The sequence below is a fragment of the Pseudomonas sp. B21-053 genome (assembly GCF_026016365.1).
In the GTDB taxonomy this organism is placed as follows: Bacteria; Pseudomonadota; Gammaproteobacteria; order Pseudomonadales; family Pseudomonadaceae; genus Aquipseudomonas; species Aquipseudomonas nunensis.
In genome coordinates, this window is sequence record NZ_CP087205.1 from 407,037 (window position 1) to 419,616 (window position 12,580).

Annotated in this window: 11 protein-coding genes and 1 pseudogene; 9 read left to right on the plus strand and 3 right to left on the minus strand. The window is 60.1% G+C overall.

Annotated features, from left to right (window positions below):
- Positions 1-41 precede the first annotated feature (41 nt).
- Positions 42-806, minus strand: coding sequence for a methyl-accepting chemotaxis protein (locus LOY68_RS32160; RefSeq protein ID WP_375538756.1), 765 nt, complete (start codon positions 804-806; stop codon positions 42-44).
- A 93-nt stretch (positions 807-899) separates the two neighbouring features.
- Positions 900-1,934 (minus strand): annotated as a pseudogene (locus LOY68_RS32165) (cache domain-containing protein); the annotation flags it as partial.
- Positions 1,935-2,217: 283 nt separating this feature from the next.
- Between LOY68_RS32165 and LOY68_RS01820 the strand changes: the two are divergent.
- Together LOY68_RS01820 and LOY68_RS01825 are read left to right on the plus strand one after the other, a co-directional pair.
- On the plus strand, positions 2,218-2,472 hold the full coding sequence (locus LOY68_RS01820; protein WP_054054697.1) for a hypothetical protein: 255 nt from the start codon (positions 2,218-2,220) through the stop codon (positions 2,470-2,472).
- A 31-nt stretch (positions 2,473-2,503) separates the two neighbouring features.
- Positions 2,504-3,073, plus strand: a complete 570-nt coding sequence (locus tag LOY68_RS01825; RefSeq protein WP_054054694.1) for a lipocalin family protein — start codon at positions 2,504-2,506, stop codon at positions 3,071-3,073.
- A gap of 120 nt (positions 3,074-3,193) precedes the next feature.
- On the opposite strand, the gene LOY68_RS01830 is transcribed toward LOY68_RS01825, so the two are convergent.
- Positions 3,194-4,558 (minus strand): formimidoylglutamate deiminase, encoded by a 1,365-nt coding sequence (locus LOY68_RS01830; RefSeq protein ID WP_163907824.1) that lies wholly within the window; start codon positions 4,556-4,558, stop codon positions 3,194-3,196.
- Positions 4,559-4,704: 146 nt separating this feature from the next.
- On the opposite strand from LOY68_RS01830, the gene hutC reads away from it, so the two are divergent.
- From hutC to LOY68_RS01865, 7 genes are all read left to right on the plus strand, one after another.
- On the plus strand, positions 4,705-5,415 hold the full coding sequence (gene hutC / locus LOY68_RS01835) for a histidine utilization repressor (protein WP_177331472.1): 711 nt from the start codon (positions 4,705-4,707) through the stop codon (positions 5,413-5,415).
- Complete coding sequence (locus LOY68_RS01840) at positions 5,412-5,978, plus strand: HutD family protein (protein WP_265042585.1); 567 nt, start codon at positions 5,412-5,414, stop codon at positions 5,976-5,978. Before hutC ends, LOY68_RS01840 begins: the two co-directional genes overlap by 4 nt.
- A gap of 462 nt (positions 5,979-6,440) precedes the next feature.
- The gene (gene hutU / locus LOY68_RS01845; protein ID WP_054616480.1) at positions 6,441-8,123 is read left to right on the plus strand and encodes a urocanate hydratase; all 1,683 of its coding nucleotides are present in this window, start codon (positions 6,441-6,443) and stop codon (positions 8,121-8,123) included.
- A gap of 152 nt (positions 8,124-8,275) precedes the next feature.
- Positions 8,276-9,748, plus strand: coding sequence for a purine-cytosine permease family protein (locus LOY68_RS01850; RefSeq protein WP_054616479.1), 1,473 nt, complete (start codon positions 8,276-8,278; stop codon positions 9,746-9,748).
- 69 nt (positions 9,749-9,817) lie between these two features.
- Positions 9,818-10,786: an ABC transporter substrate-binding protein gene (locus LOY68_RS01855; protein WP_054054682.1), complete on the plus strand. Its 969-nt coding sequence runs from the start codon at positions 9,818-9,820 to the stop codon at positions 10,784-10,786.
- Between the two features lie 70 nt (positions 10,787-10,856).
- On the plus strand, positions 10,857-11,708 hold the full coding sequence (locus LOY68_RS01860) for an ABC transporter permease (RefSeq protein ID WP_010464518.1): 852 nt from the start codon (positions 10,857-10,859) through the stop codon (positions 11,706-11,708).
- Entirely contained in the window at positions 11,705-12,535 is an 831-nt protein-coding gene (locus LOY68_RS01865; protein ID WP_054616477.1) for a quaternary amine ABC transporter ATP-binding protein, read from the plus strand. Before LOY68_RS01860 ends, LOY68_RS01865 begins: the two co-directional genes overlap by 4 nt.
- The last annotated feature ends 45 nt before the right edge of the window (positions 12,536-12,580 follow it).

Consider the following 12,580-nt stretch of genomic DNA (forward strand, 5'->3'; position numbering starts at 1 on the left):
TAGGAGCGAGGCTTGCCCGCGAAGGGGCCCTCAAAAACGGCTTAAATCCTGAAGCTACCCACCAACTGCTTCAACCGCGCAGCCTGCTGCTCAAGGTCCGAGCACGCACGCAACGTCGCCTGCAAGTTCTCCACACCTTCCTGGTTCAGCGTGTTGATCTCGGTGATGTCGACGTTGATCGACTCCACCACAGCGGTCTGTTCTTCGGTCGCGGTGGCCACGGACTGGTTCATGCCGTCGATTTCACCGATACGCTGCGTCACGCTGCCCAGGCGTTCGCCGGCCTGGTTGGCGATGCCGACGCTGCTTTCGCTCTGGCGCTGGCTGTCGGTCATGGTGCTCACGGCTTCCCGGGCGCCGACTTGCAGCTCTTCGATCATCTTCTGCACTTGCTGCGCCGAATCCTGGGTGCGGTGGGCGAGGTTGCGCACTTCATCGGCAACTACCGCGAAACCGCGCCCGGCTTCACCGGCACGCGCGGCTTCGATGGCGGCGTTCAAGGCCAGCAAGTTGGTCTGCTGCGAGATGCTGGTGATCACTTCCAGAATCTGCCCGATGTTCACCGTGTTGCTGTTGAGCGTCTCGATGTTGCCGCACGAATCGCTGATCTTCGCCGACAGCTGCTGCATCGCTGCGATGGTTTTATCCACCACTTGCTGACCGTCTTCGGCCAGCGCGCGGGCGTCGCTCGAATGCTGGGAGGCGAGGGCGGCGTTCTGCGCGATTTCCTGGGCAGCGGCGCCCAGCTCGTTGATCGCGGCAGCCACGCTGCTGGTGCGCGAGGCTTGCTGGTCGGAGTTGTACATCGACGAGTTGGAGGCCGCGACCACACGCAAGGCGACTTCGTTAACCTGGCCGGTGGCCGAGGCGACTTCGCGGATCGAGGTGTGGATCCGCTCCACAAAACGGTTGAACGACGTGCCCAGCGCGCCGAATTCATCGTGGCCGTGGATGGTCAGGCGTTTGGTCAAATCGCCTTCACCTTCGGCGATGTCATGCATCGCGCGACCCATGGTCAGCAACGGTTGCATCAGGAAGCTGATCAGCATGCCCAGCAGCGCAATGATGATCACCACGGCGATGACCATGGCGATAATCGCCGAGGTGCGGAATTCGCTGAGCATCGCGAACGCGGTTTCCTGGTCCAGCACCAGCGCCACGTACCAGTCGGCCGACGGCACGCCGTTGACGTGGGTGAAGGAGATGAACTGGGACTTGCCGTCGAGCTCGACTTCTTTCAGGCCTGGGCTGACTTTCGGCGCGCCGTTCGGGTAGGCCTCAGCGAGGGTCTTGAGCACCAGTTTGCTGTCCGGGTGGATCAGGATCTTGCCGTCGGCGCTGACGATAAGCGCGTGGCCGTGACCGCCGAAGTTCAGCGAGTTGATGATCGCGCTGACGCTGGACAGGTCAATGTCCGCACCGGCGACGCCGATCATCTTGTTCTCATGCTGCACGGGGGTGGCGACGGTGATCACCAGTTTGCCGGACGAGGCGGCGATGTACGGTTCGGTGACGATGGTTTGCCGCGCACTGTCGGCGGCTTTGTACCAGCCACGGGCCCGCGGGTCGTAGTCGGCGGCACGGTTGCCGGCCGGAATCGAGGTCATCACGCCTTCGGTGCTGCCGAAGTAGCTCAACTGGAAATTGCCGGTGTAGGCCGGCAGGTCGATGGCGCGTTTCAGGCTGGCCGGCGCGCTGCCATCCACGGCGATCTGCTGGGACAGCGATTGCAGCAACTGGATGCGGCTTTCCAGCCAGGTCTGGATGTTACTCGTGGTCAGACTGCCGAGTTCCTGCATTGAGGACTCGGTACTGCTGCGCAGGGTCTGGCGCTGGCGGTAGTCGTTGAAGAGGATGAAGCACGCGAATGCAACGGCCACTACGAGGGCAGCAGCCAGCAAGATCTTGTGGCTGAACTTCATGTTTCTGGTCATTAAATGAGCTACCGCGGAGGGGGCTGGTCAACAAGGGGCGTCAATTTGCCACAGGAGTGGGCTTAACGCTGCTGTTATGTCGACTGCTCGACGCCAAAGATTAGGCGATTTTCTGCAAATACCGACGAAATGCCGAATAGCGCGAGAAAGTGGCTGATTTATCGAAAAAACCCAGACGAGCGGCTCAATAAATAGCCGGGCGGTCGGGGAACCAGATAGGGGTTTTCTCTTCTAAGCTTCAGCTTGGCACCTGCCAACCCCCCTTCGCTCCAGGAGCTACACCATGTCGCTGCGATCTATCGCCTTGCTCTCGTTCTGCGTGTTGTTGGTCGCATGCAGCAAGGTCAATCAGGAGAATTACTCCAAGCTGTCGGCCGGCATGGCCAAGGCCGAGGTTGAAACCTTGCTGGGCAAACCCGCCGATTGTTCGGGCGCGCTTGGTATGTCCAGTTGCACCTGGGGCGACAAAAACAGCTTTATCAGCGTGCAGTACGCCGGTGACAAAGTGCTGATGTTTTCCGGCCAAGGCCTGAAGTAAACCGGGGCGATGCGCCCACGGGAGAAAAACAATGAAGCGGTTATTGATAGTTCTTTTCGCTGGCCTGGTATTGGCTGGCTGCGCCTCTTCTGGTGTAGATCCGTTAGCACCCAAGACGGCCAACAGCGTCAACCTCAAGCGTTACCAGGGCACCTGGTACGAGTTGGCCCGCCTGCCGATGTACTTCCAGCGCAACTGCGCGCAATCCGAAGCGCATTACACCCTCAAGCCGGACGGTAATGTGGCAGTGCTCAACCGCTGCCTGACGCCGGACTGGCAATGGGAAGAGGCCAAGGGCACGGCTTATCCACAGGTGCCGGGCAAGACCGACAAGCTATGGGTCGAGTTCGACAACTGGTTTTCGCGGCTGATTCCGGGTGTGGCGAAGGGCGAATACTGGGTGCTGTACGTCAGCGACGACTACAAGACCGCCATTGTTGGCGACCCGAGCCGCAAGTATCTGTGGCTGCTGTCCCGGACCCCGACGGTCAACGGCGTGGTGCGTGAAGAACTGCTGAGCAAGGCGCGTCAGCAGGGTTACGACACCACGCGACTGATCTGGCGTGCGTCGGATACGAAGATGGCCAAGACCTCGAACTGACGGCTAGCGCATCACCCATGTGGGAGCGGGCTTGCTCGCGAAAGCGGTTGTTCATTCAACATTGATGTTGACTGACACAGCGCCTTCGCGAGCAAGCCCGCTCCCACATTTGTTTTTGTGTTAGCCCAAAAGGTCGCGCAGGACTTGGGTAAACGCCCGGTTGCTTTCTTCTTCGCCCGCATGACGCCCATCCCGCACAACCCACTGGCCGTTAACCAGCACATCACGTACCTGGCGATCACCGCCAGCAAACAACCAGCGATTCAAAATCCCGTCACCACTGGCCGTCGCCAGATACGGATCATTACCGTCCAGCACCAACCAGTCCGCGCGCTTGCCGACTTCCAGTGCACCAATCGGCTGCCCCAATGCCTGAGCGCCGCCATCCAGCGCCGCGTCATACAGCGTGCGGCCCACCATCGGCTGCTCCGCGCCATACAAACGATTACGCCGCTGATCCCGCAACCGCTGGCCATATTCCAGCCAACGCAATTCTTCCACCACGCTCAATGACACATGGCTGTCGGACCCGATGCCCATGCGTCCGCCCTGGGCGAGAAAATCAACGGCGGGGAAAATCCCGTCGCCGAGGTTGGCTTCGGTGGTCAGGCACAGGCCGGCGATGGCGCGACTCTTGGCCATCAGCGTGACTTCTTCCGGGTTGGCGTGGGTTGCGTGGACCAGGCACCAGCGCTGATCGACTTCGGTGTTTTCGTACAGCCATTGCAGCGGACGGCGGCCGCTCCAGCTCAGGCAGTCATCGACTTCCTTCTGCTGTTCGGCGATGTGGATGTGCACCGGGCATTGCTTGTCACTGGCGGCCAACACTTCGCTGATTTGCTGCGGGGTGACCGCGCGCAGCGAGTGGAAACACAGGCCAAGCGATTGCGCCGGTTGCTGCGCCAGGATTGGCTGCAAACGCGACTGGAGCGTGAGGTAGTTTTCGGTGCTGTTGATAAAGCGCCGCTGGCCATCGTTCGGGGCCTGGCCACCGAAACCGGAGTGGCTGTAGAGCACCGGCAGCAAGGTCAAACCGATACCGGCGGAGCTCGCGGCCTGGCTGATGCGCAGCGCCAGTTCGGCCGGGTCAGCGTAGGGCTGGCCATTGGTGTCGTGGTGTACGTAATGAAATTCCGCGACCGAGGTGTAACCGGCCTTGAGCATTTCGATGTACAGCTGACGGGCGATAATGCCGAGCTGGTCCGGGCTGATTTTTCCGACGAGGCGATACATCAAATCGCGCCAGGTCCAGAAACTGTCGTTCGGATTGCCCGCCACTTCCGCCAGCCCGGCCATGGCTCGCTGGAAGGCGTGGGAATGCAGATTCGGCATGCCCGGCAGCAGCGGACCGCTTAGCCGTTCGGCGCCATCTGCGTGGGAATCGGCCTGGATATGGGTCAAGACGCCATCGGCGCTGACCTCAAGACGTACATTGTTGGCCCATCCACTAGGCAGCAGCGCGCGTTCGGCAAAGAAGGCGGACATGGTTCAGCACCCCATCGTGTGTTATTTGTATATACATATACAGACGTTTGCCTGCTCGGTAAACTCCGGCAAGCTAGCAACCTATTCCAAACGAACAAGGATTAACCGTGCCGACTCCGCCTGCAGTGTCACCGTTGGCCGCGAACATGGGCGACAGTCCGGCGCCCTTGTACGCCCGCGTCAAACAGATGATCACCCAGCAAATCGACAGTGGAAACTGGCCGCCGCACTACCGCGTTCCGTCGGAAAGCGAGCTGGTCAATCAACTGGGCTTCAGCCGCATGACCATCAATCGCGCCCTGCGCGAGATGACCGCCGACGGTCTGTTGGTGCGCATGCAAGGTGTCGGCACGTTTGTCGCCGAGCCGAAAAGCCAGTCTGCCCTGTTTGAAGTGCACAACATCGCCGACGAAATCGCCTCCCGCGGTCACCGCCACACCTGCCAGGTGATTACCCTCGAAGAGGAGGCCGCCGGTTCCGAGCGCGCCCTGGCTCTGGACATGCGCGAAGGCCAGAAGGTCTTCCACTCGCTGATCGTGCATTTCGAAAACGACATTCCGGTGCAAATCGAAGACCGTTTCGTCAACGCGCTGGTGGCCCCGGATTACCTCAAGCAGGACTTCACCCTGCAAACGCCTTATGCCTATTTGAACCAGGTCGCGCCGCTGACCGAAGGCGAGCACGTGGTCGAGGCGATACTGGCTGAAGCCTCCGAGTGCAAATTGCTGCAGATTGAAAAGGGCGAGCCGTGCCTGCTGATCCGTCGCCGCACCTGGTCCGGCCGTCAGCCAGTGACCGCCGCTCGTTTGATCCACCCCGGTTCCCGTCATCGTCTGGAAGGTCGGTTCCATAAATGAAAATGAAGGTTTTACGCGCCAAAGACTACCCGCGCATGCCGTGGAAAAACGGCGGCGGCAGCACTGAAGAAATCACCCGCGATGCGGGCACAGGCCTCGATGGTTTCGGCTGGCGCCTGTCGATTGCCGATATCGGTGAGTCGGGCGGCTTCTCGACGTTCGCCGGCTATGAGCGTGTGATCACCGTGCTGCAAGGCGACGGCATGACCTTGCGCGTCGATGGCCAAGACACGCGGCCGTTGTTACCGCTGGACCCATTTGCCTTTAGCGGTGAGAGCCAGGTGTCGTGCGCCTTGCTCGGCGGGCCAATTCGCGATTTCAACCTGATCTACGCGCCGCGGCGTTACAGCGCGCGGTTGCAGTGGCTGGAAGGCGAGCAGCGGTTTTTCAGTTCGGCCGGGACGGTGCTGGTGTTCAGTGTCACCGAGGCGCTGGACGTGAAAGTGGGTAACAGCGATGCACAATTGGGTCGCCATGATTGCCTGCAACTTGATGGTAATGCTGGTTTGCTGGAAGTCTCCAGTAACGGCCAATGCTGCGTGATTGAGCTGACTGCACGCTGATTCAAGATTTTTAAAAGATCGCAGCCTCGTTTCACTCGACAGCTCCTACAGGATGAGCGCCATCCCGCGTAGGAGCTGTCGAGTGAAACGAGGCTGCGATCTTTTGCTTTCCGACGTTCCAAATCGCGCACCATTTTGTTACCGAACGCCCCAGCGTGGCGCAAAACCCCGCTCAAGTAACAGCTGCCTCCCCTCCGCAAAATCCCCCACCAAAAATTTCATCTTCGTCAAAACCCTTGTTCCATGGGCCTTCCAGCGTCCCAGAAAACTTTTCTTGAATGCCCATCCAATAAGTTGGCCGCTTGATTGCATATGCTTGTATGTACAAGTAAAGACGTATGCGTATGAGTCGACCGAGACTCCTCGCAGCGTCCACTGATTCGCTTGTGGCGCAACGACGCGCACAGGCTGGCTTGCCCACTGCCAGGGTTGGTTTGAATTGATCGCTGAGGAGTCTTTTTCGTGACTGACAATAAGCCCACTAAGTACCGTGACGTAGAAATCCGCGCCGCACGCGGTAACAAGCTGACCGCCAAGAGCTGGCTGACCGAAGCGCCGCTGCGCATGTTGATGAACAACCTCGACCCGGAAGTTGCCGAGAACCCTAAAGAACTGGTGGTTTACGGTGGTATCGGTCGTGCGGCGCGTAACTGGGAGTGCTACGACAAGATCGTCGAAAGCCTGACCAACCTGAATGACGACGAGACCCTGCTGGTGCAATCTGGCAAGCCGGTCGGCGTGTTCAAGACCCACACCAATGCACCGCGCGTACTGATCGCCAACTCCAACCTGGTGCCACACTGGGCGAGCTGGGAGCACTTCAACGAACTCGACGCCAAAGGCCTGGCCATGTACGGCCAGATGACCGCCGGCAGCTGGATCTACATCGGCAGCCAAGGCATCGTCCAAGGCACCTACGAAACCTTCGTCGAAGCCGGTCGCCAACACTACAACGATGACCTGAAAGGTCGTTGGGTCCTGACCGCCGGCCTCGGCGGCATGGGCGGCGCTCAGCCTCTGGCTGCAACTTTGGCCGGCGCTTGCTCGCTGAACATCGAATGCCAGCAGGTCAGCATCGACTTCCGCCTGAACAGCCGCTACGTCGACGAGCAAGCCACCGACCTCGACGACGCTCTGGCCCGCATCGAGAAATACACCAAAGAAGGCAAGGCGATCTCCATCGCACTGCTGGGTAACGCGGCGGAAATCCTGCCGGAACTGGTCAAGCGCGGCGTACGCCCGGACATGGTCACCGACCAGACCAGCGCCCACGACCCGCTCAACGGTTACCTGCCGGCTGGCTGGACTTGGGAAGAGTACCGCGCTCGCGCCAAGACCGAGCCTGCTGCTGTCGTGAAAGCCGCCAAGCAATCGATGGCCGTGCACGTTAAAGCGATGCTCGAATTCCAGAAAATGGGCATTCCGACCTTCGACTACGGCAACAACATCCGTCAGATGGCCCAGGAAGAAGGCGTGGAAAACGCATTCGATTTCCCAGGCTTCGTACCGGCTTACATCCGTCCGCTGTTCTGCCGTGGCATCGGCCCGTTCCGTTGGGCTGCGCTGTCGGGTAACGCGGAAGACATCTACAAGACCGACGCTAAAGTAAAAGAGCTGATCCCGGACGACGCCCACCTGCACAACTGGCTGGACATGGCCCGCGAGCGCATCAGCTTCCAGGGTCTGCCGGCACGTATCTGCTGGGTTGGCCTGGGCCTGCGCGCCAAGCTTGGCCTGGCGTTCAACGAAATGGTGCGCAGCGGTGAATTGTCCGCGCCAATCGTGATCGGTCGCGACCACCTGGACTCCGGTTCGGTCGCCAGCCCGAACCGCGAAACCGAGTCGATGCAGGACGGTTCCGACGCTGTGTCCGACTGGCCACTGCTCAACGCCCTGCTCAACACCGCGAGCGGCGCGACCTGGGTTTCTCTGCACCACGGCGGCGGCGTCGGCATGGGCTTCTCCCAGCACTCGGGCATGGTGATTGTCTGCGACGGTACGGACGAAGCGGCCGAGCGTATCGCTCGCGTGCTGCACAACGACCCGGCGACCGGCGTTATGCGTCACGCCGATGCGGGTTACCAGATCGCGATCGACTGCGCCAAGGAACAGGGCCTGAATCTGCCGATGATCACCGGCAAATAAAAACAGGCTTTGCCCTGATGCAAAACCCTGTAGGAGCTGCCGAAGGCTGCGATCTTTTGATCTTGATCTTGAAAAGATCGCAGCCTCGTTTCACTCGACAGCTCCTACAGGGGATCACACCAACACCGACAACAATCCACAGAGGTTGAATCATGGCTGTTAACAGCGATCGTGCAGGCAGTAAACCGTTGATCGAGAAGCGCTCGATCGACTACATCCCGGAAGCGGAAAGACACGGTCGTCTGTTGAGCCAGTTCACCTTGTGGATGGGTGCCAACCTGCAAATCACCGCCATCGTGACGGGCGCTCTCGCCGTCGTGCTCGGTGGTGATGTGTTCTGGTCGTTGATCGGTTTGCTGATCGGGCAATTGCTCGGCGGCGGCGTGATGGCGCTGCATGCCGCGCAAGGGCCCAAGCTTGGCCTGCCGCAAATGATCTCCAGCCGCGTGCAGTTCGGCGTGTATGGCGCGGCCATCCCGATCGTGCTGGTGTGTTTGATGTACCTCGGTTTCACCGCAACGGGGACCGTGCTTTCCGGCCAGGCCCTGGGCCAGTTGTTTGGTGTCAGTGACACCGTCGGTATCCTCATTTTCGCCAGTGTCATCGTGCTGGTCACGGTGCTCGGTTATCGGGTGATCCATTGGATTGGCCGCATTGCCAGTGTCATTGGTGTGATTGCCTTTGTTTACCTGTTCAGTCGCCTGATCAGCCAGACAGACGTTGGCGCACTCTTGCAAATCCGCCACTTCAGCTGGAGCAGCTTCCTGCTGGCGGTGTCGCTCGCGGCGTCCTGGCAGATCGCATTCGGTCCTTACGTGGCTGACTATTCACGCTACCTGCCGAGCAAGACTTCCTCGGTCAAAACCTTTTTCGCCGCCGGTGCGGGTTCGGTGATTGGCGCGCAGGTGGCGATGATCCTCGGCGTGTTTGCCGCTGCGTCGGCCAACGGGCAATTCGTCGGTCACGAAGTGGCCTATATCGTGGGTCTGGGCGGTACCGGTGCCACTGCTGCGCTGCTGTACTTCAGCATCGCGTTCGGCAAAGTCACCATTTCCACGCTGAACTCCTACGGCAGCTTCATGTGCATTGCGACCATCATCAGCGGTTTCCGTGGTGAGCTGAAGGTCACGCGCTTGCAGCGTCTGGTCTTCGTGCTGGTCATCGTCGGAGCTGCGACCCTGATGGCGCTGCTCGGCCAACACTCGTTCCTCGGTGCGTTCAAGTCCTTCATCCTGTTCCTGCTCGCATTCTTTACGCCATGGAGCGCGATCAACCTGGTGGACTACTACTGCATCACCCGTGAGCGCTATGACGTGCCGGCGCTGGCCGATCCGAACGGTCGCTACGGCCGCTGGAACATGCTCGGTATCAGCATCTATGTGTTCGGTGTGCTGGTGCAGTTGCCGTTCATTTCCACCAAGTTCTATACCGGTCCGCTGGTGGCAGCTTTGGGCGATGTGGATATTTCCTGGATCATCGGTCTGGTGCTTCCCGCAGCCCTGTATTACGTGTGCGCCAAAAAATGGCACGGCACAGTGCCCGATCAACTGATTCTGCCGGTCGAGCAGGACAGCGTTGTACAACCTAAAACAAGCGGGGCCGGTCGCGCTGCGGCGCAGGCCTGATTGGACGTGGACAGGGCTGGATGCCTCTTGACTGCCGTAAGCCAACTCATGATTAGGAGCGTCACAACAATGAAATCGAACAAGACCCTGCTGACCACATTGCTTTCCATGGGCCTGCTGGCCAGCGCCGGAGCCACCCAGGCGGCCGGTTGGTGCGAGTCGGGCAAACCGGTGAAATTTGCCGGCCTGAACTGGGAAAGCGCCATGCTGCTGACCGACGTGCTGCAAGTCGTGTTGGAGAAAGGCTACGACTGCAAGACCGACAGCTTGCCAGGCAACTCCATCACCATGGAAAACGCCCTGAGCAGCAACGACATCCAAGTGTTTGCCGAAGAGTGGGTCGGCCGCAGCGAAGTCTGGAACAAGGCCGAGAAGGCCGGCAAAGTCGTCGGCGTCGGCGCTCCGGTTGTGGGTGCAATCGAAGGCTGGTACGTGCCGCGCTACGTGATCGAAGGCGATGCCAAGCGCAAGCTGGAGCCTAAGGCACCGGACCTGAAAAACATTGCCGACCTGGCCAAATACTCGGCCGTGTTCAAGGATCAGGAAGAGCCATCCAAGGGTCGTTTCTACAACTGCCCGGCCGGCTGGACCTGTGAACTCGACAACAGCGAAATGCTGAAAAGCTACGGTCTGGAAAGCACCTACACCAACTTCCGCCCAGGCACTGGCCCGGCGCTGGATGCGGCGGTGCTGTCGAGCTACAAGCGCGGCGAGCCGATCCTGTTTTACTACTGGTCGCCAACGCCGCTGATGGGTCAGGTTGACCTGGTCAAACTCGAAGAGAAGCCAGGCGTGGACAAAAGCGTGACCATCAAGGTCGGCCTGTCCAAGACTTTCCACGACGAAGCCCCGGAACTGGTGGCCGTGCTGGAAAAGGTCAATCTGCCAATCGACATCCTCAACCAGAACCTCGGGCGCATGACCAAAGAGCGGATCGAATCGCCAAAACTGGCCAAGATCTTCTTGAAGGAACATCCTGAAGTCTGGCACGCATGGGTGAGCGAAGACGCAGCCAAGAAAATCGACGCGGCCTTGTAGGTTAGGCCTCTCCGACTGTCGGCAACGGCAGTCGGACGCTTGATCGCAACCCCTTGATTGAGAGTCTCTTATGTTTCCCGAAAGCTTTACCTTTTCCATCGCCGACTGGGTCAACGGTTGGGTCGATTCGCTGGTCACCAACTACGGCGACGTGTTCCGGCACATCTCCGACACCCTGTTGTGGGCCATCGTCAATCTTGAAGGCTTGCTGCGTGCGGCGCCCTGGTGGCTGATGCTGGCAATCGTGGCGGGCGTGGCCTGGCACGCGACCCGTAAAGTCGTGACCACGGCAGTGATCGTCGGTCTGCTGTTCCTGGTTGGCGCCGTCGGGCTCTGGGACAAGCTGATGCAGACCCTCGCGCTGATGATGGTGGCGACGGTCATTTCGGTGCTGATCGGCATTCCGCTGGGCATTCTCTCGGCACGCAGCAATCGCCTGCGTTCGGTGCTGATGCCGTTGCTGGACATCATGCAGACCATGCCGAGTTTCGTGTACCTGATCCCGGTGCTGATGCTGTTCGGCCTGGGCAAGGTCCCGGCGATTTTCGCCACCGTGATCTACGCCGCGCCACCGCTGATCCGCCTGACCGACCTGGGCATCCGCCAGGTAGACGGTGAAGTGATGGAAGCGATCAACGCCTTCGGTGCCAACCGTTGGCAGCAACTGTTCGGCGTGCAACTGCCGCTGGCCCTGCCGAGCATCATGGCCGGGATCAACCAGACCACCATGATGGCCCTGTCGATGGTGGTAATCGCCTCGATGATCGGTGCCCGTGGCTTGGGCGAAGACGTGTTGGTGGGGATTCAGACCCTCAACGTCGGACGTGGCCTCGAAGCCGGTCTGGCGATCGTGATTCTAGCAGTGGTGATCGACCGCATTACTCAAGCGTATGGTCGGCCACGGCATGAGGTGAGCAAATGAACGACGCAACCGTGAGCAAAATCGAAGTCAAAAACGTCTTCAAGATTTTCGGCAACCGTTCCAAGGAAGCACTGGGCATGATTGGCCAGGGCAAGACCAAGGATCAGGTGCTGGCAGAGACCGGCTGCGTGGTCGGCGTGAACGACTTGTCCCTGAGCATCGGCACCGGCGAGATCTTCGTGATCATGGGCCTGTCGGGTTCCGGCAAATCGACCCTGGTGCGCCACTTCAATCGCCTGATCGACCCGACCAGCGGCGCGATCCTGGTGGATGGCGTGGACATCCTGCAATACGACATGGAAGCCCTGCGCGAATTTCGCCGGCACAAGATCAGCATGGTGTTCCAGAGCTTCGGCCTGCTGCCGCACAAGACCGTGGTGGACAACGTCGCCTACGGCTTGAAAGTGCGTGGCGAGAGCAAGCAAATGTGCTCCGAACGCGCGCTGCACTGGATCAACACCGTGGGCCTCAAGGGCTACGAAAACAAATACCCGCACCAGCTCTCGGGCGGCATGCGCCAACGTGTAGGCCTGGCCCGCGCCCTGGCGGCGGACACCGACATCATCCTGATGGACGAAGCGTTCAGCGCCCTCGACCCGCTGATTCGCGCGGAGATGCAGGACCAGTTGCTGGAACTGCAAAAGACCCTGCACAAGACCATCGTGTTCATCACCCACGACCTCGACGAGGCTGTGCGCATCGGCAATCGCATCGCGATTCTCAAGGACGGGCGCCTGATCCAGGTCGGCACGCCAAGAGAGATCCTGCACTCGCCGGCGGATGAATATGTCGACCGGTTCGTGCAGCGGCGGGCTGCGGTGGTCTGAGAAGTGTGTGGTGGCTGGGCCGGCCCCTTCGCGAGCAGGCTCGCT